Raw genomic sequence first — 22424 nt, forward strand, 5'->3', positions numbered from 1 at the left:
GAGTATAAATATACACGGCTTTAGTCAAGGTAGCCTAAGGACCGGCTTATCCTTGCTCGGGAAACTGAAATAATTTCTCCAGTAGCGACCCGAACCAGCCTGAGGTACACTTCCCAGGCATTATCATCACCCTTGGTAACAGGAAGACTAATCATACTTGGCAGGATAAGATATTCTGCCCCTACAAGGTTACCCACCTTTGCGGCACTTGCCGGATCTGCGATCGCCGACAGAGAGAGTTCCAATTCCTGGAGTATTGCCTGGAGATCATTCCGTTCTACCAGGGTAAAACGCTGAGACTGATTTGCTGCCTGTAAAAGCCGTGCACTGAATCGTTCAGCATTCTTCTTTTCCAATGACGAAGCAGCTTCCGGATACGACAGAGGAACCAGAGAAACACGGGTCCCCTTTGTGATGGGTGTAGTAGCATAATCCAAAAGACGGACAACAGTTTCGGTGAACAGCTCATCCAATATTGACTCTACATCCCGTTCGGGGACTGCTCTAGCCTCATAATAGTCATCTGAGGGAACACTGACTGAATCTCCTGAAAGAAGACTAATTTCTTCTTTGGCTAGTCGGATGATAATTGCCTCAAGACGATCTGCGGTCCAGTTTGCCCCTGTATGATGGCTTACTGCACCAGGGGCACCACCTTCGCTTTCACCTTTTTCACCATAGGTTAAAAAGATATATTTTCCCCGACTTCGCTGGGATATCTGACGGAGCTGATACTCTCCATCGAGGGTGAGGCCCCCAGTTCCAATGCTGTGGATTCTAATAGCCTGGGTACGAGCCCGCTCTACGGATTCATTATAGGGGATACCATCAATATAGGTATGGGCTGGGGCATCGGTAATGATGAATATCAACCGAGCGCCATTAGGATTCCAACCCATTTTATCATCTAATGCAACTGCCAGAGCAGCTTCCAGGTCTTCCGGCGTATCACCACCACCATCTGCTTTGGCTTTGGCTAAATTTGACTGAAAATTTTTCAAATTCTCCGTTAGGGGGAAAGGCCAAGTAATATAATCATCACCCCGATCGCGATAGAGAACTAAGCCGAAACGAAGTTGCGGACGCGGAGTAGCCAGATCCAGATTATCCCTGATGATTTCGATAGTTGCTTTGAGCCGCTCGATTTCTTCGCCCATAGAGCCAGTAGTATCCAGAATAAAAACAATATCAAGCGGTACTGGTGTAGGAACCCATAGGGCGCCCTGACTCGGTTTGGTGGATAAAGATAATTCAATATTCCGCAAGCCCTGGGGAGAAACGGAAATCCGCCCTTGCAAGGCTTGTTTGCCACTGCCAGATCCCGGCGTGCTAGCTTCAATATTCCAGAGCCCCGGAGAATCTGTTAGCGGATTGATGAGTACCCTGCCATCTGCATAGGTTTTTATCTGTTCTACGAGAACCTTTTTTTCGTTATAGACTGAGACAAGTGCATTGGGGATAGGCTTTTTACGTTCATCAAGAACAGTAAGGATAATCCGGTTTTCTACGGGAACGGGTCTGATACCGGGTGTATCCTTGAAACGATTAAGAAAATCGAGGAAATAGTTATACTGGGTATTATCATCTACAAGGCCTGCTTTTAAGCCGGATTCAATGTTTTTACGCCCCGAGACAGAACCTGTAGTATATTCAGAGCGGCCTACTTTTTCTGACACACCATAGTCATCCATTTCGGTATCCCCAAGCCCTATCTTTGGAGCTGATTTAGCATCCTTTGCAGGTTCTGGGGCTGTAACCATTGGAGTGGTAGAATCTCCTGATACGGTAGCGACCGCAGGAGCCGAAGAAGAACAGCCTATGTTCATCAAAATGAATAGAACGAATAGACAGGCTAAAATAAATTTGACCGTTTTCATACTGCAAGTATAGCCCAAGGGAGCCCTTGACGCTAATTTTTTTACTCGATACAGTAAGCCATTCCCGGAACAAACTAATGAAAGCTATTTCTCATTACCATACCCCAGCCCTCGCGGAGACTGCGCTAGCTGAACCTTTGCGTAAGCTCTACGAGATTTATGACAGAATAGAAAAGAGCCAGGCAGGGTGGATTTCTGCCACACCATTCCGATGCCCCGAGGGTTGTGGATCCTGTTGTGACCACTTTGAGCCCGATATTCTCGATGTGGAAGCCTATTTTCTCGCGTCCTGGCTACTCATTCATCAACGGGATAGGATACATTCGATACCTTTTGATTCTGACCAAAAAGGATGTATCCTCTCAGATCAGAATAATCCATATCATTGCACCGTCTATGAAGGCCGTCCTCTCATTTGCAGGCTTTTTGCCTATTCGGGAGACCGTGGTAAGGATGGTTCGGTACGGTATCGACCCTGCAAATTCATGAAAAGTGATTCGGTGAGCAGCCATACGGGGAAAACCTATTCGGCGCAAGAACTGCAGGAACTGTTCGGAACCCTTCCTCCTGTCATGGGGGACCTCGCAGGAGAGGCCGCCATGTTACTTCCTGAACGGTCCGGTGATCGTGCACCGCTCCGGGAGATACTTCCTGTGGCTTTGGCAAAAATTCAGTATATCCTTGACCTGGCGGCTTTCTCTGCCCAGGCTAGACAAAATGACCCCGATGGGAATAACGACGGCGATAATGATAACGATGGAGCACCTCTGCCTCGGGCGAGCTGATGGACCTTTATACCGAAAAGGGTTTACGCCACTGGTTTTCCCAAAGAATTTCAGTCAGAGGCAGCCGGTGCTTATCCGCCACGGGCCGTTCTGTATCGGCGGGATAACCTAAGGCAACCAATTCCACTACAGGGACCTCATTTGGTATCTGGAGCACTTCCTTGACTGGTTCCGGGTCGAAAGAGCCAATCCAGCAGGTACCAAGACCCATAGCTGTTGCTGCCAGAGTAAGGTGGTCAATCGCAATAGCCACGTCGATAGGGTAAGCCGGTTCACCACAGCGCATTATTCGTTTATCTGTTTCAGCACAGGCTACCACAATCACCGGACATTGTTTTAAAAAAGGTTGCCCTCCTGCAGTGGCAACTTTTTCCCGTAATTCTGGATCAGTAACCAAAATAAAACGCCATTCCTGAGCATTCCGTGCTGAAGGGGCAAGGCGAACCGCTGAAAAAATAGATACTATTTTTTCCCGCTCTACGGTCTTATCAAGAAAGGATCTAACACTTCGCCGATGGGCAATTGCATCAAAGAGGTTCATAGTTATATTCTAGAAGCCGCATCACACTATTGCAAGATTAAGGGGGTCTTTCTTGACTCGGTTGTTTATAGTACTACCTTGGATTTTTCTTTCACTTTTTGGTCTATGGCTTCTTGTAGTTATCGGTATAGGTCTTCGTTCTTACAGGCTCATGTTCAGAGCACAATTCCAGGATCTGGAATACTGCCGCACCTGGGGACTCGAACATAACGAATACACAGAGGACTTTCTGAATCTCCCCTGGGAACTGGTCCGTATTCATTCAGCCTACAGGGATGCCCCTATTGGCGCCATAGTACTTTCCGCACCAGCAGCCCCAGTAGGACTTGATGCAAAGGGGATAGCAGTTTTTGTCCATGGTATCACCTGGACACGCTATGGGATGCTCAAATACATGCAGCCCTTTATCGATCGGGGCTGGCATGTGGTAGCCATTGATCTGGCAGGCCATGGAGATAGCCCTGGGGGGAACAAATCGGTCCCTGCCTATGGCTACCATGAAAAACATGATATTGGTGCGGTGGTCAATTGGGCTCGAGACCGTTTTGGAGTAAATCTGCCGCTCATTCTAATAGGAGAGTCTATGGGAGCAGCCACGGTTCTGCAGTATGCACCGATAGGAGCTCCCGCAGGCACATCAGCAGAAACCTGGAAAGTACAGGCCATCATTGCCGATTGCCCCTACTCTTCTGCGGCGGATGAGCTTGATGCACGGCTGGCCGATACGGGAATTCCTCGCTTTATTGCAAAACCAGCCCATAAGATAGTTGATATGCTACTGTACCTGTTCCGGGGTTACCACCTGGCAGATCCCTCGCCCAAAGAAGCGGTGCTGCAAAGCCCGGTTCCTATCCTGTTTATCCATGGAGAGGCGGATACCTATGTACCCACCTGGATGTCCCAGGTCATGGCAGACCGACGGGGTTCTCTTAAAACAGGCCCTACAGAGCTGCTACTCGTACCCGAAGCAAGTCATGCCAAAAGCGTGATGGTAAACCGGGACCTCTGGTTCGAACGGGTCTTTGCTTTTTTAGACAAGCATGTGAAGTAACGAAAGGCCGCTCACTTAAGCGGCCTCTTAATTGACGTTCTATTTCAATAATCGATTAAAAGCGGCGTTTGAGACTTTTAGCAATATAGAGAGCCTGCTTATCCTTACTAAGAACAAGAAGGGCTGCACCAATCACCCCAAAAACGAGAGTGTTGATAAGAAGTGGCATTCCATAGCCAATAAGTCTTCCACGTCCTTGAAAGATGCTCAGCAAGCGCGGGCTCAACCAGACAAGGGGCAGCACCGCAAGGCCTGAAAAAACAGCCAGTTTTGTTGTATATCCCAGGGCTGATGCAACGGCCCGTCCTACTGCGACCTGGGGATTTCTCCGCAGGAAGAGCAGCAGAAAGACCGTATTCACCATACTTGCCAGGGTAAGCGCTAGAGCGACCCCTCCCCCCTTCATAGGCCCCACCAGAAGGGCAGCCAAGATCATATTCACAAAAAAAGAAAGAATTCCCGCCAGAGTCGGCGACTTGGAATCACTCTGAGCATAGAAGGCTGGGGCCAGTATACGGTTAATCGCAATAAAAAAAAGTCCTACTATATGATAGGTAAAGGCGTTTTTTGTAAGCGCCACCGACTCCTCATTAAAGCTATTAGCTTGAAATAACAGGCGAATTATGACTTCTCCCTGCTGGAGCGAAAATATCGTCACCGGTATGGTAATAAGGGCGATGATATCCATGGCTGTTATGAGCCGCTGGTTATACTCAGCCCACTGACCTTTTTTTGCATAACCCGCCAGATCCGGCAACAGTACCGTTCCGATAGAAACCGCAAATATGCCAAGGAACAGTTCTTGAAGCCTGAGAGAATATTGTAGGCTCGACACAACCCCCGGTCCAGCCCGCCCTGCCAGGGCAGTGGATACCAGGTCATTGAGCTGATAGGCCGCCATACCGACTATAGTCGGGCCTACAAGACGCAGAACCGTCCTGGTACCCGGGTTGGTAAAGGCTTTTTTCATACTAGAGAAGCTAATCCTATACCCAAGCCGGTACACCGCCGGCCACTGGATAAGGCACTGTAAGGTTCCCCCGATAAGAACTCCCACTGCCATGGCCCGGGCGGGATTTCCAAGTAGGGGTGAAAGCCCATAGGAACAGAGGATGATGACCACATTCAGAACTATTGGTGCAAATCCAGATGGCGCAAATATGGAATGGGAATTGAGAATTCCCTGAAGGAAAGCGGCAAATGAAATAAGGGCCAAAAAGGGAAACATGATCTGGGTAAGGAGAATTGTTTCATTCAGTTCCTTAAGGCTGAAAATAGGTACCAGAAGGGGAGTGAGAGCTATACCGAGAAGTACCACCAGCGTTACCAGAAACGTGAGGAGAGTAATAAATGATGATAAAAAGTCCTTTGTTTTTTCCTTGTTATCCTCGATCAGATATCCCTTAAAAGTAGGAATAAAAGCTACCGCAATAGACCCTTCAGCAAAAAGACGGCGAAACAGATTCGGTATCATAAAGGCAACACTGAAGGCATCCGAAAGGGGGCTGGTGCCCAGAAGGGCCGCCTTAACCATTTCCCGTACCAAGCCTGCGATTCGGGACCCGAGGGTTAACAGCGAGAGAATAGACCCCTGCTTTACAAGGCTTGCCCCCCTGCTATTTCCATTCTGCCCAGCCCGCTCTGGAGTCGGGCTGGGCATTGGTGCATTATCATCAGCCATGGGCTGGCTCCTCTTCTGGTGTAATGAGCGGGTGTAAATCCTGGGGACGGTTAGTGATGATCCCTGCGGCGCCTTTTCTAAGCAGATCCTGAGCTACATCAAGATTATCTACAGTCCAGGGAACAATGGGACGCGCCCCAAGGGCTCCAAGGGTAAAGGAGAAAGCCTTCGATACTTTATTATGTATTGGTTTTAAGTAGTCACAACCCGAAATCCAGCGGCCTTCACCATGATGCAGGTAAACAGGGAGTTCCGGATCATCACACCAGATGACCGCTGTAGGAAACTGGAGCGCACGTTTTTTAAAGTTCCGTAGCGCAATCGGATTAAAGGATGACACGGTAATATGCCCTTCTGCTCGTTTGCCAAAGGATTCGAGCATTTCTGCCAGAGCTCCAGGCAGGGGATCACCGGCAGTTTTTCTGGTTTTAAGTTCTATATCGATATACATATCGGGCAAGAATGCATCGAGCACCTCATGGAGGAGCGGAAGCCTGCAATGGGAAAATCGTGAATCTTTCCAGGAACCGCAATCCAAATCCTTTAGTTCGTCCCAGGTGCAATCCTCCACAGGCCGGTCAAGACCGGTGGTCCTGAGAAGTGTATCATCATGAAGCACCACCAGGTGGCCGCTTTTGCATTGATGAACGTCGAGTTCTAACCCCGGCGAACCCAACTGTTGTGCCATCTGAAAAGCTTCCATGGTGTTTTCCGGCGCCAAGGAAGAACAGCCCCGGTGGGCAAAGAGGAGGGGCCGCGGATGTTCTGGTAAAAGGGGTACTCTACTCATGGGGTTACCTCTTGGTCAGCAAAGTTGCCTGTATCACCGCCGGAGCTGTCGCGGTGGCCGGCGTTCGCTGTGTCGGCCCCGCTGTCTGCCTGGCCACCGCCGTCGAAATGGCTGGAGCTGTCCGCCACGCCGGCAGTGTCAGCCTTACCGACCAGCCTCGCCTTCAGTGCCTCGAGGGCCGCATTGGCCTGGGCTTCTTTTTCGAGCTTAGCCAGGTTCCGTTCAGTTTCTGCAGCGGCTTCATCACCGGGCATACGTCCTGCAGCCATAAGCAGTTCCTGCTCCAGCAGGTCCGGATCTACTGTCCGCTCCCGAGCTTTAAGCGCCGGTAATTGACGCTGCATTATATCAATCTGGGAACGAAGTTCTGCTGCTTCAGCCTGTAGTTTCGCAAGATCAGCACGGAGACGCTCCGCAACTTTTTCAGCCTCCAAGGCCAGGTCTTCGGCTCCCTTGTTTCGAGCCAGTTCAATGCGGCCCGTCCACTTTGCCAGATCCGCTTCCAGCTCAGCCCGTTTTTTTTCAGTGAGTTTTAAGGAAGCCAGATGGGCCGCAATATAGGCCTTGGCCTCCTGAGGATCCATACCAAAAAGATCCTCCGGAGGCTGTTCAAATCGTTCCATAGGAAGGCTCCTCACAGGTCAGCCAGAGGGCTGACATTTATGTCATCATAGCCCTTTCGAAGGGAAATGTCGATTGCCCCTTGTTCATACCCCACTCCTTCAGTACAGTGGCAGCATGCGCGCGGTAATACATCCCCATCAATTTACTGGAACTTATCGAATTCCTGCTTCCAAATCCCATACCATACGGCGGCTCTTATTTGCGACCTTGGCCCAAGGGGTAAGCGTCCTGGAATATCCTCTGGATTCGCTGGATGCCCGATCCTGTGTTGCAATCTGCCGGGCCTTTGGTGCCCATATCGAAGAAGTACGGGAATCGGCCGAAGAAGCCCGCCGGTCCGGAAACCCCAATGCTCCGGCCCCGGACGGGAGCCGGCTCGCCCGCTGGATTGTAACCGGTGTAGGGAAAGACCCATCGGGGCAGCCGAATCTGAAGACCCCAGAGGATGTGCTGAACGTGGGTAATTCGGGAACAACCCTGTACCTGGCCCTGGCTGTCGCGGGGCTCCATGGGGGAATTTCCATTTTTACCGGAGATCACCAGATACGCCGGCGAAGTGCTCAAAATCTGCTAGTAGCCCTGGAGGGACTGGGGGTCCGAGCTGAATCATCCCGGAATAACGGCTGTGCACCCATCATAATTCAGGGCCCCTGGAAGGGCGGCCGGGTTTCCATAGCATGCCCCACAAGCCAGTATCTCTCGGCACTGCTTATTGCGGCTCCCCTGGCTGCACCGGGAACGATTACAGAACTGGAGGTGCCCCTCCTGAACGAGCAGCCCTATGTGGAAATGACCCTGGCATACCTGGACGCTCAGGGTGTCCATTATGAAGCCGCCCCGGACAGGTCCTTTTTCAGGATCTGGGGCGGTGCTTCCTACAAACCTATGGGCGGAATCGTACCGGGGGATTTTTCTTCCGCCGCCTTTCCCGCCTGCGCGGCAGCCATCTCCGGCGGAACAGTTACCCTTCTCGGACTTGACCCGACGGACACCCAAGGCGACAAGGCCCTCTTTGAATACCTTGCTCTCATGGGCTGTCAGGTTTCATGGAATCAGCAGGTTGATGGATGGAGCCTCACGATCGCCGCACCCAAAGAACTGCGGGGCCAAACACTGGACCTGAATGCCACACCGGACGCGCTCCCCGTCATGGCCGCAACCGCATGTTTTGCCAAAGGGACCACAAAACTCATCAATGTTCCCAATGCCCGTATTAAAGAAACAGACCGCATTGCAGTCATGGCTCAAGAATTAGGTAAACTCGGCGCTCACATTACAGAACAGGTCGATGGACTTGTCATCGAAGGGGGGCAGCCTCTTCGAGGTACAGAAGTTCAGGGACACGATGACCACCGGGTCGTCATGGCCCTGGCGGTAGCAGGGCTCGCATGCCAGGGGGCAACCACGGTGGATAGCGCCGAAGCGGCCGCTGTCACCTATCCTGGTTTTCTGGAACTACTGGGTGCAGATATGATAGAATAGACCTATGCGCGTCATCATCGTTGGAGCCGGCATGGTCGGCACCCAGTTGGCAAGGCACCTCATCAATGAAAAACATGATGTATCCCTCATCGAAATTGATGAAGAGCGGGCCCGTCATGCATCAAACCGGCTGGACTGTTTGGTCATCAATAGCGAAGCTAACAACATACAGACCCTGGAAGAAGCGGGTATCGCTAAGGCCGATGCCCTCATCTGTGTCACCGAATCGGATGAGCTCAATATCATCATTTGCGGTCTGGCCGAAGGACGTTACCCCCAGGTATTAAAAATAGCCCGGGTCCGTAATCCGGATTATGACAACCTGACCAGGGGCGGCGAAAAGGCCCTCGGGATCGATTACTTTGTACACCCCGACCGGGAGGCAGCACGGACCGTCGTACAGGCCGTTGAACATGGTGCTTTAGGTGACATTCTGGCTTTTGGTGACAGTGCTTTTGAAATGGGGACTATAGAAATTGCAAAAACCAGCCCGCTCTGCGGTGAATCCATAAAAATCTTTCATAGCCTCATCGGCTCAGAAATACTGGTAGCCCTCATTGAGCGGGGTAATGAGCATATCCTGCCCAGTGGAACGACCACATTACACGAGGGCGACCGGGTATATATCATAGGCCGCCAGGCAGATATTCAGAAGGTTTTTGAAATTTCCGGTAAAAAACTTGAAAAGGTGGAAAAAATTGGGATCGTAGGCGGTGGCCGCATTGGAACCCTTATTACCGAAGCCCTCCTTGAACGGGCTCAGCCGCAATCCAAATCACTCTTTTCTTTTTTGACCAAATTTTCCCCCCGGCGGTTTAAAAAAATAGTACTTATCGAAAAAGATTATGAGCTTTGTAAGGACCTTTCCGTAAAATTCCCCGATATTCTGGTACTTAATGAAGATATTTCCGACGAAGGTTTTATATCGGAAGAAGGAATTGCGGACCTGGATCTGATTATCACCGCTACGGATAACCAGGAGCTTAATATTATTACCGCCCTTTATATGAAATCCCATGGGTTAAAACGGGCAATAGCCTTGGTCAACTCTCCAAGTTATGGGACCATTGCCCGGAGGCTCGGCATCGATGTGGTTGTACCTATTAAATCTGTAGTCGTCGATACCATTCTAGCCCGCCTGATGGGAAGCGGTGTAACAGGCCTCCACCGGCTTGGGGAGGGCACTATCGAGATTTTAGAGATTCTTGTCGCACCGGAAGCTCCGGTTTGCGGTCAAAAACTCAAGGATTTTCACCTTTCGTCGGGAGGTTTAGTGATGCTCATAACCCGGCACGGCGAATCCTTTATTCCCCATGGGGAACACCAGTTTGAACCTCATGACCGGCTGGTGATTATTGCACAAAAGGGTGTGGGTAACGAATTAGAACGACTCTTTGGCAGGCAGGAATGAGACGACGCATTTTAATTCGGGTCTTAGCGCTATTGCTTGGAATCATCGCCCTGTCCATGATTCCCTCTTTACTCATTGCCCTTGTTGACCGGGAAACACAAAGCATCAGGGCTTTTCTGTATCCCCTGGTGGTTTGTACCAGCGGAGCACTCCTGGCTTTAGGTTTGGGAAAATCCAGCAATATTGCCTTTAATGCGGGAGACGGGTTCCTGCTAGTCTCCCTGGCCTGGTTTTTAACCAGTATACTGGGAAGCATTCCTTTTGTCATAACCGGTGTAACTAGCAACCCTGTAGATGCCCTTTTTGAAAGTGTTTCCGGTTTTACTACCACCGGAGCGACCATATTTAAAGATCTAGAAAAACTCCCCCGGTCAATCCTCTTGTGGCGGGCCATGACCCATTGGCTTGGCGGCATGGGTATTGTGGTGCTCACCGTTGCATTGGTACCCCTCCTAGGCGTAGGGGGCTTTCAGCTCCTTAAGGCTGAAACACCAGGCCCTGAAAAGGACAAAATTACCCCCAAAATCACCGCCACGGCAAAGATCCTCTGGTTCATTTACATAGGACTTACCGCTTTGGAAGTACTGCTCCTCATGATGGGCGGCATGAACTGGTTCGATGCGGTTACCCATGCATTTGCAACCATGGCTACCGGGGGTTTTGGGACGAAAAACATAAGCATTGCTTATTACAACTCTGCATGGATCGATTGGGTCTGTACCATATTCATGATTCTTGCAGGAATGAACTTCAGCCTGTACTACCGGATTTTACAAGGTAAATTCCAGGATCTCCTTAAAAATACCGAACTTAAAGTGTACCTGTCCATTGTCATTATTACTTCAGTTCTGGTTGCTCTTGTTGTACTGCCCCAGTATGGCACCCTGGCTGGAGCCCTCAGGTTTTCATCCTTTCAGGTTGCCTCGATAATCACCACCACTGGTTTTGCTACCGCTGATTTTGACCTCTGGCCATCCTTTGCCAAGGCAGTATTGTTTCTTCTCATGTTTATTGGGGGCTGTTCCGGATCTACCGGTGGGGGGATTAAGGTGGTACGCCATGTGGTCCTCTTTAAGCAGGCGGGAAACGAAATCAGACGACTGCTGCATCCCCGGGGGGTCTTCAGCATCCAGCTCAATGGCAGGGTTGGCCGGAAAGATGTCGTCTATGGTGTTGCAGGCTTTGTATTTCTGTACTTAACCCTGGTTCTTCTGGTTACCCTGGTTGTTTCCAGTGCCGGGGCGGATCTCATTTCAGCTTTTTCTTCAGCCCTGGTTACCATCGGGAATATTGGGCCCGGTTTTGGACTCATTGGCCCAAGTCAGAACTATTCGAATTTTCCCAATTATGTCAAATTAGTCTGGTCCTTTGCCATGATTGCAGGCCGTCTCGAACTCTGGACCGTGATCATCCTGTTTACCCCTGAGTTCTGGCGCCGTTAACAGAGGTTCAGAATTATCTTCTAAAGTACACCGACTTGCTCCGGGACTTTCAGCATTACTACATTGCTACAAAAAGCACTTTTCGATATACTCGGTCTGTTATGGACACAAAGAATATACATTGGGCTGACCAAACCGCGGAAAAAATTATCCGCGAGAAAGGTGATAAGGATTTGTACACCTGTGCTTCCGGGATTACCCCCTCAGGTACGGTACATATTGGTAATTTTCGGGAAATTATCTCGGTAGATCTGGTCGTTCGGGCTTTACGGGATCGGGGCAAGAAGGTCCGCTTTATCTACTCCTGGGACGATTACGATGTATTCCGCAAGGTTCCTCTGAACATGCCAAAGCAGGATATGCTTGCCCAATACCTGCGCTTTCCCATTACCATGGTACCCGACCCCTGGGAGCGGGATGAAAGCTATGCCCGGCACCATGAGGTAGATGTAGAATCAATCCTGCCTGAGGTAGGTATTTTCCCTGAATTTTTATATCAGGCAAAACGATACCGATCATCCATGTATGCGGAAGGGATCCGTAAAGCTCTGGAACACCGGGATCTTCTTAAAAATATCCTGGATAAGTACCGGGATGAGGAACACAAGATTCAGGGCGAATGGTGGCCCATCAGTGTATTCTGTGATTCCTGTAACCGGGATACCACCGAAATTGATGGCTGGGACGGCCAGTGGGGAGTTACCTACCATTGCACCACCTGCAACCACAAGGAAACAGTGGACCTCCGAACAGCCAAGGGTGTTAAGCTTGGCTGGCGGGTCGACTGGCCCATGCGGTGGGAATTTGAAAAGGTTGATTTTGAACCGGCCGGTAAGGACCACCACAGTCAGGGCGGCTCCTTTGACACGGCAAAACATGTCTGCAAGGACGTCTATGGCTGGGAAGCCCCCATCACCTTCCGCTATGACTTTATCGGTATTAAGGGAACACCGGGTAAAATGTCCAGTTCCAAGGGCAAGGTGGTAGACCTCTACGATATACTCCGGGTGTACACCCCCGAAGTAACCCGCTACCTTTTTGCAGGGACCCGGCCCAATACGGAATTTGTTATTTCCTTTGACCTGGATGTTATTAAGATTTACGAAGATTATGACAAGACCGAACGGATTGCCTGGGGAGTAGAAAAAGCCAAGGATGAGGAAACCTACCTGAAGGAACGGCGCATCTATGAACTATCCCAGGTAAACGGCATGCCCAACATGATGCCCTATCAGGTGCCCTTCCGGCATCTCTGCAACCTGATTCAGATTGCCGACGGCAATATCGACAAGGTGATTGCGGGACTTCCTGATATCAAGGAAGAACAGATACCGGCTTTCCGCAAACGCTGTGAATGCGCCTGGTACTGGATTCGGGAATGTGCTCCCGAGGACTTCCGGTTCCACCTCCGGCCTGCCGGGGAACGGGCAGAACTGACCGATGCAGAAACTGCCGCAGTCCGGGACCTGCGGGACCAGGTGGTAGCCAGAATCGAAACCTTCGCTGACGACAAGACCTGCGGCGAAGCGATCTATGCGGTAGCCAATGAACACCAGATGGATGGCAAGGTCCTGTTCCGGGCCGCCTACCAGGCTCTGATCGGAAAGGATCAGGGACCACGGCTCGCCAACTTCCTACGAAACATCGATAAAAACCGGCTGCTTGAGATACTGAAGGCTTATTAATAGTAGCACCAACCACCATGAGATCCCATCGTTAACAATTTGAGGGCAGTTCCGATAAGGGACTGCCTTTTTTTATCCATGCTCACGAACGAAGCGCACTCATGAGAGCCTCAGTACATTATCACAGAATTATAAACATCTAACTATTGTCAATTATGACTAATTATGTTAACTTTTTTATAGAACAAAGAGGCAGTTCATGATTAAAACCACCACCATGCAGATTCGGGGTATGACTTGTACAGCCTGCGCGAGGGCTTCCGAGCGGGCGGTAAAAAAACTCGCCGGTATTTCGGATGCCAATGTCAACTTTGCCACTGAAAAGCTGACCCTTCAGTTTGATGATACCCAGGTAAGCCTTGCGGATATAAAGGCTGCAATTAAGAAAGCCGGTTATGAAGCGGTTGAAATAAAAGCCCAGGAAGAAGAACCCACAGTAGAAGTACAGAAACAGCGGCTTTTCATTCCTATAGCTTTCACCATTCCTATTTTCTATCTTGCCATGGGCATGATGCTCTCCTGGCCTATTCCTTCGTGGCTTGCCCCCATGCAGTATCCCCTGCGTTTTGCTCTGGTCCAGCTCGTACTGCTCATTCCGGTAGTATTTGCCGGGTTCCGTTTTTACCACGTGGGGTATCCAGCCCTGTTCCGCGGCAGTCCCAATATGGATTCCCTCATTGCATTGGGAACCACCGCTGCCATCCTCTACAGTCTCTTTTCTCTCTTCCAGATTTTCATGGGAGATCACATGGCGGTTGAACATCTCTATTTTGAAAGTGCTGCGGTTATCATAACCCTGGTGTTGGTTGGCAAAACCCTGGAAGCCCTTGCCAAGGGAAAAACCTCGGAGGCTATCAAAAAGCTCATCGGCCTTCAGCCCAAAACCGCCCGGGTCATTCGTGAGGGCGTCGAACAGGAAGTCCCAATCGCAAGCCTCATTCCAGGAGATACCATCCTGGTACGGCCGGGAGAAAAAATCCCTGTCGATGGCATCATCCTTTCAGGTTCTACTGCGATTGATGAGTCCTTTTTGACCGGTGAAAGTCTTCCTGTGGAAAAACAGGCCGGGGATGAAGTAACCGGGGCCAGCCTCAATAAAAACGGGGCAATTACCATCCGAGCTACCCGGGTTGGACAGGATACGGTACTGGCTCAGATCATCAGATTGATGGAACAGGCCCAGGCGGATAAGGCCCCCATTGCCCGTCTTGCGGACCAGGTCTCAGCCTATTTTGTCCCCATTGTCATCGGGATCGCCCTCGTTTCGGCCCTCCTCTGGTTTATTGCCGGAGAAGGCCTGGTATTTGCTATGTCGATCCTTATCTCGGTCCTCGTTATTGCCTGTCCCTGTGCGCTGGGCCTGGCTACACCTACCGCGATTATGGTTGGTACCGGAATGGGAGCCCAGCAGAGCATTCTTATTAAATCAGGGGAAGCCCTGGAGATTGCCCACAAAATAGATACGGTGGTCTTTGATAAAACCGGAACCATTACTGAAGGGAAACCACGGCTTACGGATCTGCAGCCTGCACCAGAGAGCAACCTATCCGAAGACGAATTGCTAGCCCTGGCAGCAGGGATTGAACAGCTTTCAGAACATCCCCTGGGAGAAGCTATTGTAGCTGCCGCCCGGGAACGGAATCTGGCATTGCCGGAAGTAACAGAAGTAACAGCGATTCCCGGCCGTGGAATCCGGGGAAATGTGGGCGGCAGCGTGGTCTTGCTGGGGAACCAGGCCTTCATGGAAGAGCATTCCATCAATATGGATGAGTTTCTCAGGGGTGAAAAAACCAGAAACAGCCCCATCGAAGCCCTGGCTGCGGAGGGTAAAACCGTCATGTTCCTTGCCCTGAAGGGGACCGTGCAGGGACTTTTGGCAGTCGCCGATACACCCAAAGCAGAAAGCCGGACAGCGGTTGCGGCTCTGCACCGGATGGGGCTCAAGGTCATTATGATTACCGGGGATCACCGAAAAACCGCAGAAGCTATTGCCCGCCAGACCGGGATTGACCAGGTATTGGCGGAGGTACATCCCCAACATAAGGCCCAGGCGGTTCAGGAACTGCAAAAGGCAGGGCACCGGCTTGCCATGGTGGGGGATGGCATCAATGATGCACCAGCCCTGGTACAGGCGGATATCGGTATCGCCATGGGGTCTGGTACGGATGTAGCCATAGAAAGCGCCGATATGGTGCTGATGCGAAGTAATCCCCTGGATGTGGTGACCGCCATAGAGCTATCCCGGAGAACCATTCGAACGATTAAACAGAATCTTTTCTGGGCATTCGGATACAATGTGTCAGGGATACCGATCGCGGCGGGACTGCTCCACCTGTTCGGTGGCCCCCTCTTAAATCCCATGATTGCCGCAGCGGCCATGTCCTTCAGTTCCGTTTCGGTGGTGACCAACGCCCTGCGGCTTAGAACCTTTAAGCCGCCCATCACCACAGGGGCTGACAGGGCTTCATATAAATAACAAGGGCAATGAGGGCTTCAAAAGCGTATTATAAGTGTTTTGTCTACCATATTGATGGAAGGAGGATTTATGACAAAGACCTTAGAAATAGAAGGAATGACCTGTAAGCACTGTGTCATGCATGTAACCAATGCGCTGAAAGCGGTTGCAGGGGTAACAACGGTTCAGGTTGACCTGGCTGGTAACAAGGCAGTGGTGGAAGGCTCCAATCTGGATGATCAGGCCCTGAAGGATGCCGTAGCCGATGCGGGCTACGAGGTGGTGGCCATCCACGAGTGACAGCCACTCACTAAAAACCGCTCAGCCCTTACAGGGCAAGCGGCTTTTTTTTGATCCATAGACGATTCGAACGTCCGACCTAGCGCTTAGGAGGCGCTCGCTCTATCCACCTGAGCTAATGGATCATTGGGGAAGCCGTAAGGCTGCCCGATGTAGACTATACAATAAAGGCCCCCTTTTTTCAATAGCAGGGGTTTAACAAGGACAATGCTGAAGGTTTTGCTCCTGCAACCTGCAGGGGGAAGCCCTGCTTCCTGAAATAATGCATCCTGCTTGGCACCGGCGGAATAATACAGTAAAGTGCTGACAAGATTGTACTTAAGGGAATGTTTTTCATGAAAAGAATCTGGCGAACCTTAACAATTTTTCCAGTGCTGCTTTTGCATCTCTTGTGTCCAGCCTTGGGCACCGCAGAAGAAGCCAGTCTTTATTGGAGTATAGAAAACAGTTTGGGGCTTACCTATGGCCATGCCAGGGAACTGGTCTACCAGGACTCGGGTTTACCGGACTTACTGAGCGAACTGGTCTGGCCCCTGGAAGGTCTCCTTTATTATGGGACAAGCCTTACTTTTTCATATGGGAAAAGCCCTATGGCTGGTTTTTACAGCAGACTGGACGTCCGGTTCGGCTTTACGATGCAGAGCGGCACCATCACCGACAAGGACTGGCTCGGATACAATACTGCTACCAATTCTTATTTTTTAACTCATTTCTCCGCCCACGATGCCATCAGCGAACATTCCCAATGGGTCGATGCGACGATAGGGTACGGTTTCATGGTCTCTGACCGTTTTATTATCAGGACCGGTCTTACAGCTTCGTTTATGAACCTGCACTGGACCGCCCGGGATGGGTATATTCAGTACGGTTCCAACATCGGACAAAACAACTCAAGTTATGTTCCATGGTCCAGTTCCTTCCCAAAAGATCCAGTGTATGGTACGGGCATCGCTTACTGGCAGAACTGGGTCTCCATAGCCCCTACCCTTGAGGTGTTATGGCTGGTAGACAATCGACTCACCCTGACAGCTGCTGCTTCGGTGTATGTGCTGAACAGTTGTAATGATCAAGATGATCATTACCTACGCGAGTTGCCACTTCAATTCACCGAACATGTTAATGGTGGCTTTGGAATAGAACCCAAACTTACGGTTAGTTACCGGCTGGTCTCCAACATCTCAGTTGGTATAGAAGGTGCCTGGAGGTATATCACCAGACTTCGGGGCAACACAAGCATTATGGAAATAGGAAGCGGAACGACCGGCGGTCCTTATACAGACCTGGCCGGTACAGACTATTCGGTGGGTAGCTGTGCGGTGTTTGTACGGTTTACTCCGCAGCGATAACCCGGTTGCGGCCCTGGTCTTTTGCTTTACGGAGGGCCGCATCGGCGGCGGCAAGAAGTTCCGGCCCGGTAGTACCGTGCTGAGGTGACACGGCTACCCCAAGACAGGTCTTAATAGAAAGCTCAATTTCTTGTAAACGCCCTTGAGAATCTGTCCATGAAAGGGGTATAGGGAGCGCAGAAACCGCAAGTCTCAATCGTTCGCTGATACTCATGGCTTCTTCCAATGATGTATCAGGAAGCACAAAGGCAAATTCATCCCCTGCCAGCCGGGCAGCAATGTCCGCATCCCGCAGTACCTGTCGGAAAACACCCGCTACTGCCTTAATCACCTTATCACCAGCAGCTTCACCATAGGCATTATTAATCTCATGAATCCTGTCCAGATCCATCATCATTACAGAAATATTCCGCTTCACTTTATTGGGGCCTTCGAGCCTGCTGTTCAGGGATTCCTCGAGAAAACGTCGATTATAAAGGCCTGTTAGGCTGTCTGTAATTGCCCTGAGACGGGCTGTTTCACCCCAACGAAGAAGATCATTCAAGAAGCGAGAAGATTCATCAAGCCAGCTGGTCATTACCTGACTGATAGCACCTAACAGCTTAAGGGCAATCATGGGATGTTCAAAAATGAGCCGGTAGAAATCGAGCCCCTGGAGTACGAAAACATCGGTTTCTTCTGTGGCGGTACAGGTCGCAGACCGGGGGGCATCTTCAATAATTGCCATTTCACCGAAAAAACGGCCTGGTTCAAAATCATAGATTTTTCGCTGTTTCCCATTACCCAGATTCACCGTGGCGACCACATGACCGGTCAGAATAATAAACATCTCTTGTCCCGGATCTCCTTCAGAAAATATTATTTCACCCTTATGATAATGATGACGCTCCAAAAAGGCTGTTACCGCATTAAATTCAAGTTCACTCATAGCTGCAAAAAGAGGCGAATTGATTAAGGCCTCGTTATCAAGTGGAGATTTACTCATCGATTTACTCATTATGCAAAACCTTTGCCGTAAGATGTCCGGGAAATGATATAACTCTGTTTCCTCCAGCCTGCCATTGTTCAACCATATAGACATATTGCTGTTGCACCAGGGTATCCCAATCCTCGAGCATGTCAGGCCACACCCCAAATACAACCGTGGCTGAGAAGGTAAAACCGGGAAATTTCTCTGTTGGTGAAATCGGTGTTAAAGCGGTGACAGCTTTATATAGGTTTTGAGCCACAGTTTGAGCAGACTCAAGACTACAACGGGGCAGGCAGAGTCCTACTTCATTACTTTTAAAACGTAAAGCCCAACCACGTCCAAATTGCCGGACCAGGGACTTTAAAATTCCTGCGATACTCACCATTGCTTCATCCCCTGCACTATGACCAAGACCATCAACTAAGATTTTAAATCGATCCGGTTTCATGAGAATTAGTGCAGTTGGGGCCTGTAATTCTCGCCGGATTTCTTCATCGAGAAAAGCACGATTCCAGAGCCCCGTACCGGGGTCCTCATAGGCCCGACGCCTTAATTCTTGAACCCAAGAAGTGTTTTCTGAAATGAGTTTTTGGGTAGATCTGAGGCGGCTAGAAATCATAGAAAGAGAACGAAGCAAAATACGGGAAACCGTATCAGGTTTTTCACGCTTAATATCTTCAAAATTAAGTCCTAAGGCAGGAAAACAAATTAATTCTGTATCTTCCAAGGCGACTGCAACGGCATCATAGATCGTTTGCCGGGCAAAATCGAACTCGCCCAGGAGATCCTGGCCAGTAAAAATGGCAAGCTCTTCAACTTGTCCATCAGTTTTTATACGAAAAACTCTAATCGATCCAGATACAATATAATAAAAACGATCTGCTGGATCACCTATTGTAAAAAGACGAGCTCCCTTTCGCAACTGAAAACGACTTACTCTGGATACTATATAGTCCTCATCATCGGTTAATAATCCTGAGAAAAGTGATGATTTTTTTAAAATATCTTGATTATTACAATCACCCAAAACAATCTTCCCCCTTTTTAGTATGGTTCTTTACATAAGACTGGTCAAGATTTCCTCGATATAAACCTTGCAAACAAGATAGACCTATATTAGTATTTAATTCTAGATTTTTGACTTTTTGGAATAATGTTATATGAAGGGACACCTTTTTTTTATTATTTACTTATGTTTCATATGTCTTCCTACATTATCATCACAATCTCATACTAATAAAACCGCAGAAATTATCGATCTTAACCTTTTTCCTGTTTTTATACACAACGATTTTAAAAGTGAGTATATAACCATGTATGATTCACCAATAGCTCATGACTGGTTATGTATTTCACCTTCGTTAGATGGCAATCGATCTGTTCGAATTATTGATATACCGGAATATAGCAAACATCATTTTTTAAGTATTATTACTCAAAAACCTGAGGAATTTACGTACATTATTCCATTTATCGTATCCAGCAATCAATTAGCAGATTTTTCTACATCAATTCCCTCCATGTTAGGACTTCATCTTGCATCCATAGGTGATAACTGGGAGATTTATCTAAATGGAACACTTCTTCGGCGGGAAATACATTTAGATACATCAGGTTTTATTACAACTCATTGTAACTACCGAGATTTACTGATTTCTTTTCCACCTTCACTATTGAGAACAGGGTCAAATTATTTGCTGTTTCACATTATTGGCGATCCTGCCAATCCAATGGTTGGCTTAAATTCATCCAGCCCTTATAGGATTGCTAATCTAGACCTCTTAAGATTAACAACAAAAACAACCTTTGAAACAACCTTAAGCATTATTTATATCTTCATGGGCTTATATATTTTCTTAATTAATCTTTCTAAAACATTTACTTTTATGCGTACCTTTGGACTTTTTTCACTTATTCTGGGTATCTATTTTCTTTGTCGATCATCTATTTTATATCAATGGATTTCAAATTCAGAGTTATTATTTAAAATTGAAATCAGTAGTTTATTTCTTATCTTGCCTACAACGATATTTTTTCTTTCTGGCTTTCTTCCTCCTGAAAAGGTTCGCCAAAGAATTAACATTGGATTATATATCCTCTACGGTTTGTTTACTTTATTAGGACTTATTTTCCCACCAGCCTTTGGACATGATCTCGTAAATTTATGGGGAATAATCAGCATTTTTACATCCTTGTATATATTAGGATATATATTGCTCTGGCATTTTTTTATTACCCTTCAAAAAGAACTAAATAGGGCTTCCTGAAAAACAAACAACTCTTTACAAAAGAAGCAAATACAGAGATAATCTCAATAAGAAGTGCACGGAAGAAAGGGGTAAGGCCTTAAAAAGCGTGCACTTTACTATGGGGTAACGATGTATAAGGAAAAGGAACAGGTACCTGAGTTTGAAGACTTTTATGTACCCTTCGGAGGACATTTACGAGAAGATAATCGATGGGTACGATTAGCCGCAATTATTCCATGGGAAGAGATAGAAGCTGAATATAAAAAATGTTTTTCAAAACGAATTGGAAGAACAGCCAAGACCGTACGGCTCGCCTTGGGATCATTATTGATAAAAGAGAAATTACAATTAACAGATGAAGAAACGGTAGAAACAATACGAGAGAACCATTACCTGCAATATTTTTTAGGATATGAATCTTACAAAGATGAAAAACCCTTTGATCCAAGCATGATGGTTCATTTTCGAAAACGGCTTGGACCTGATGCAATAGCACAGATAAATGAGTTGATAGCGAAACGGTATCAAGAACAGGTAGAAGCAGAATCTGAAAAAAAACAGAACAAAGAAAACCAAAAGGATGACCATGATCATGGAAATCGAGGGCAACTCATTATAGATGCCACGTGCGTCCCCCAGGATATCCGGCATCCCCATGATGTCACTTTATTGGATGAAGCGCGAAGGAAAACAGAAAAGATAATTGATACGTTATATGAAGCGAGTGAGCTCACCATAAAACCACGAACCTATAGAAAACAGGCCCGTATCAAATATCTCAATTTTATACGAGGGCGACGAAGAACAAAAAAAGAAATACGCAGAGCGATTCGGACCCAACTCCAATACATACGACGTAATTTACGGACTATCAATGAATTACAAAACAAGGTTCCCAGTACAACGTTGAGTGCAAAACAGCGACGTGATCTTATCGTGATACATGAGGTTTACCGGCAACAGGTACAGATGTATAAGGGAAAGACCCATTCGATATCGGGAAAAATCGTCAGTATCAGTCAACCCCATGTACGACCAATAGCCCGAGGTAAAGCAAAAGCGGCCTTTGAATTCGGAGCAAAACTATCAGCATCGATGACCGAACACGGGATGATTTTTATAGATCGATTACAATGGGAACCCTATAACGAACAAGAAGATTTGCCAACACAAATAGAAAAATATAAGAGGCGATGTGGTCGATATCCGGAATCGGTGCATGCCGATAAAATATATCGGACACGAGCAAACCGAGCCTATTGTGAAGCTCGAGGAATACGATTGTCTGGACCACCCTTAGGCAGACCGATTAAAGAAACATTAGAGAATAAAAAGATAGTACGACAGCTACGAAAGATTCAAAGACTTGACGAAGCCATTCGACAAGCGATTGAAGGTGGCTTTGGATATATGAAACGAAAGTTTGGTCTTGGTACAATCTATGAAAAATTACGCGAAACTAGTGAAACAGCAATCATGGTATGTGTATTGCTGACCAACTGTGAAAAGATCCTGAGGGATCTTTTTATGCGCTTTTTATTTTTACTTGGTTTTAAACCTCATAAATCATATTTGAAAGTTTTAGTATACTAAATTAAACCCATTTTAACGTAAAAAAGTTTTGAAATATCATTTTTAGACATTTTCAGTAGGCCCTAAATACAAAAAAAGATAAAATAGATACTCGTACAATTATTAAAAAAGTTAAAAATGTTCTTTTATTAACACCTATTGG

The 22424-nt window shown here is 48.1% G+C and carries 18 protein-coding genes and 1 tRNA gene; 11 read left to right on the forward strand and 8 right to left on the reverse strand.

Annotated elements, in window-relative coordinates:
* Nucleotides 1-20: 20 nt before the first annotated feature.
* Nucleotides 21-1877: a VWA domain-containing protein gene (locus SPICA_RS15065; protein ID WP_083819919.1), complete on the reverse strand. Its 1857-nt coding sequence runs from the start codon at nucleotides 1875-1877 to the stop codon at nucleotides 21-23.
* A 77-nt stretch (nucleotides 1878-1954) separates the two neighbouring features.
* On the opposite strand from SPICA_RS15065, the gene SPICA_RS12710 reads away from it, so the two are divergent.
* The gene (locus tag SPICA_RS12710) at nucleotides 1955-2662 is read left to right on the forward strand and encodes a YkgJ family cysteine cluster protein (RefSeq protein ID WP_013969892.1); all 708 of its coding nucleotides are present in this window, start codon (nucleotides 1955-1957) and stop codon (nucleotides 2660-2662) included.
* A 7-nt stretch (nucleotides 2663-2669) separates the two neighbouring features.
* On the opposite strand, the gene SPICA_RS12715 is transcribed toward SPICA_RS12710, so the two are convergent.
* Nucleotides 2670-3203 (reverse strand): nitroreductase family protein, encoded by a 534-nt coding sequence (locus SPICA_RS12715; RefSeq protein ID WP_013969893.1) that lies wholly within the window; start codon nucleotides 3201-3203, stop codon nucleotides 2670-2672.
* Between the two features lie 52 nt (nucleotides 3204-3255).
* On the opposite strand from SPICA_RS12715, the gene SPICA_RS12720 reads away from it, so the two are divergent.
* Entirely contained in the window at nucleotides 3256-4254 is a 999-nt protein-coding gene (locus tag SPICA_RS12720) for an alpha/beta hydrolase (RefSeq protein WP_013969894.1), read from the forward strand.
* Nucleotides 4255-4309: 55 nt separating this feature from the next.
* Here the strand turns inward: SPICA_RS12720 and murJ are convergent, their stop codons facing one another.
* From murJ to SPICA_RS12735, 3 genes are read right to left on the reverse strand one after another with little or no spacing between them, the layout of a single operon-like run.
* Nucleotides 4310-5914: a murein biosynthesis integral membrane protein MurJ gene (gene murJ / locus SPICA_RS12725; protein WP_041396749.1), complete on the reverse strand. Its 1605-nt coding sequence runs from the start codon at nucleotides 5912-5914 to the stop codon at nucleotides 4310-4312.
* A gap of 13 nt (nucleotides 5915-5927) precedes the next feature.
* Complete coding sequence (locus tag SPICA_RS12730; protein ID WP_013969896.1) at nucleotides 5928-6725, reverse strand: glycerophosphodiester phosphodiesterase; 798 nt, start codon at nucleotides 6723-6725, stop codon at nucleotides 5928-5930.
* A complete protein-coding gene (locus SPICA_RS12735) occupies nucleotides 6722-7348 on the reverse strand; it encodes a PspA/IM30 family protein (RefSeq protein WP_174265974.1) in 627 nt (208 codons plus the stop codon). Before SPICA_RS12735 ends, SPICA_RS12730 begins: the two co-directional genes overlap by 4 nt.
* A 115-nt stretch (nucleotides 7349-7463) precedes the next feature.
* On the opposite strand from SPICA_RS12735, the gene aroA reads away from it, so the two are divergent.
* From aroA to SPICA_RS12765, 6 genes are all read left to right on the forward strand, one after another.
* The gene (aroA, locus tag SPICA_RS12740) at nucleotides 7464-8831 is read left to right on the forward strand and encodes a 3-phosphoshikimate 1-carboxyvinyltransferase (protein WP_041396253.1); all 1368 of its coding nucleotides are present in this window, start codon (nucleotides 7464-7466) and stop codon (nucleotides 8829-8831) included.
* 4 nt (nucleotides 8832-8835) lie between these two features.
* The gene (gene trkA, locus SPICA_RS12745; protein WP_041396254.1) at nucleotides 8836-10242 is read left to right on the forward strand and encodes a Trk system potassium transporter TrkA; all 1407 of its coding nucleotides are present in this window, start codon (nucleotides 8836-8838) and stop codon (nucleotides 10240-10242) included.
* Nucleotides 10239-11684: a TrkH family potassium uptake protein gene (locus SPICA_RS12750; RefSeq protein ID WP_013969899.1), complete on the forward strand. Its 1446-nt coding sequence runs from the start codon at nucleotides 10239-10241 to the stop codon at nucleotides 11682-11684. Before trkA ends, SPICA_RS12750 begins: the two co-directional genes overlap by 4 nt.
* Before the next feature lie 101 nt (nucleotides 11685-11785).
* Nucleotides 11786-13369 carry a lysine--tRNA ligase gene (gene lysS, locus SPICA_RS12755; protein WP_013969900.1) on the forward strand — a complete coding sequence of 528 codons (1584 nt, stop codon included), beginning with the start codon at nucleotides 11786-11788 and terminating at the stop codon, nucleotides 13367-13369.
* A 199-nt stretch (nucleotides 13370-13568) separates the two neighbouring features.
* The gene (locus SPICA_RS12760; protein ID WP_013969901.1) at nucleotides 13569-15845 is read left to right on the forward strand and encodes a heavy metal translocating P-type ATPase; all 2277 of its coding nucleotides are present in this window, start codon (nucleotides 13569-13571) and stop codon (nucleotides 15843-15845) included.
* A gap of 69 nt (nucleotides 15846-15914) precedes the next feature.
* Nucleotides 15915-16124, forward strand: coding sequence for a CopZ family metallochaperone (locus SPICA_RS12765; protein WP_013969902.1), 210 nt, complete (start codon nucleotides 15915-15917; stop codon nucleotides 16122-16124).
* A gap of 51 nt (nucleotides 16125-16175) precedes the next feature.
* Here SPICA_RS12765 and SPICA_RS12770 read toward each other — a convergent pair.
* Nucleotides 16176-16249: transfer RNA gene (locus SPICA_RS12770), tRNA-Arg, on the reverse strand.
* Between the two features lie 210 nt (nucleotides 16250-16459).
* On the opposite strand from SPICA_RS12770, the gene SPICA_RS12775 reads away from it, so the two are divergent.
* On the forward strand, nucleotides 16460-17470 hold the full coding sequence (locus tag SPICA_RS12775; protein ID WP_013969903.1) for an omptin family outer membrane protease: 1011 nt from the start codon (nucleotides 16460-16462) through the stop codon (nucleotides 17468-17470).
* Here the strand turns inward: SPICA_RS12775 and SPICA_RS12780 are convergent.
* Nucleotides 17454-18455, reverse strand: coding sequence for a GGDEF domain-containing protein (locus SPICA_RS12780; RefSeq protein WP_237255866.1), 1002 nt, complete (start codon nucleotides 18453-18455; stop codon nucleotides 17454-17456). The two genes, SPICA_RS12775 and SPICA_RS12780, sit on opposite strands and share 17 nt — an antisense overlap.
* Before the next feature lie 4 nt (nucleotides 18456-18459).
* A complete protein-coding gene (locus SPICA_RS12785) occupies nucleotides 18460-19467 on the reverse strand; it encodes a diguanylate cyclase domain-containing protein (protein WP_013969905.1) in 1008 nt (335 codons plus the stop codon).
* A 286-nt stretch (nucleotides 19468-19753) separates the two neighbouring features.
* Between SPICA_RS12785 and SPICA_RS12790 the strand changes: the two genes are divergently transcribed.
* Nucleotides 19754-20707 carry a 7TM diverse intracellular signaling domain-containing protein gene (locus SPICA_RS12790; protein ID WP_156789680.1) on the forward strand — a complete coding sequence of 318 codons (954 nt, stop codon included), beginning with the start codon at nucleotides 19754-19756 and terminating at the stop codon, nucleotides 20705-20707.
* 111 nt (nucleotides 20708-20818) lie between these two features.
* Nucleotides 20819-22282: an IS5 family transposase gene (locus SPICA_RS12795; RefSeq protein WP_013967564.1), complete on the forward strand. Its 1464-nt coding sequence runs from the start codon at nucleotides 20819-20821 to the stop codon at nucleotides 22280-22282.
* The last annotated feature ends 142 nt before the right edge of the window (nucleotides 22283-22424 follow it).

Source organism: Gracilinema caldarium DSM 7334, from assembly GCF_000219725.1.
In the GTDB taxonomy this organism is placed as follows: domain Bacteria; phylum Spirochaetota; class Spirochaetia; order Treponematales; family Breznakiellaceae; genus Gracilinema; species Gracilinema caldarium.

Excerpts from the sequence above, each read along its gene's own strand:
- SPICA_RS15065 (WP_083819919.1), bottom strand. The coding sequence starts at position 1,877 with ATGAAAACGGTCAAATTTATTTTAGCCTGTCTATTCGTTCTATTCATT.
- SPICA_RS12710 (WP_013969892.1), top strand. The coding sequence starts at position 1,955 with ATGAAAGCTATTTCTCATTACCATACCCCAGCCCTCGCGGAGACTGCG.
- SPICA_RS12715 (WP_013969893.1), bottom strand. The coding sequence starts at position 3,203 with ATGAACCTCTTTGATGCAATTGCCCATCGGCGAAGTGTTAGATCCTTT.
- murJ (WP_041396749.1), bottom strand. The coding sequence starts at position 5,914 with ATGCCCAGCCCGACTCCAGAGCGGGCTGGGCAGAATGGAAATAGCAGG.
- SPICA_RS12730 (WP_013969896.1), bottom strand. The coding sequence starts at position 6,725 with ATGAGTAGAGTACCCCTTTTACCAGAACATCCGCGGCCCCTCCTCTTT.
- SPICA_RS12735 (WP_174265974.1), bottom strand. The coding sequence starts at position 7,348 with ATGGAACGATTTGAACAGCCTCCGGAGGATCTTTTTGGTATGGATCCT.
- aroA (WP_041396253.1), top strand. The coding sequence starts at position 7,464 with ATGCGCGCGGTAATACATCCCCATCAATTTACTGGAACTTATCGAATT.
- trkA (WP_041396254.1), top strand. The coding sequence starts at position 8,836 with ATGCGCGTCATCATCGTTGGAGCCGGCATGGTCGGCACCCAGTTGGCA.
- SPICA_RS12750 (WP_013969899.1), top strand. The coding sequence starts at position 10,239 with ATGAGACGACGCATTTTAATTCGGGTCTTAGCGCTATTGCTTGGAATC.
- lysS (WP_013969900.1), top strand. The coding sequence starts at position 11,786 with ATGGACACAAAGAATATACATTGGGCTGACCAAACCGCGGAAAAAATT.
- SPICA_RS12760 (WP_013969901.1), top strand. The coding sequence starts at position 13,569 with ATGATTAAAACCACCACCATGCAGATTCGGGGTATGACTTGTACAGCC.
- SPICA_RS12765 (WP_013969902.1), top strand. The coding sequence starts at position 15,915 with ATGACAAAGACCTTAGAAATAGAAGGAATGACCTGTAAGCACTGTGTC.
- SPICA_RS12775 (WP_013969903.1), top strand. The coding sequence starts at position 16,460 with ATGAAAAGAATCTGGCGAACCTTAACAATTTTTCCAGTGCTGCTTTTG.
- SPICA_RS12780 (WP_237255866.1), bottom strand. The coding sequence starts at position 18,455 with ATGAGTAAATCTCCACTTGATAACGAGGCCTTAATCAATTCGCCTCTT.
- SPICA_RS12790 (WP_156789680.1), top strand. The coding sequence starts at position 19,754 with ATGTATGATTCACCAATAGCTCATGACTGGTTATGTATTTCACCTTCG.
- SPICA_RS12795 (WP_013967564.1), top strand. The coding sequence starts at position 20,819 with ATGTATAAGGAAAAGGAACAGGTACCTGAGTTTGAAGACTTTTATGTA.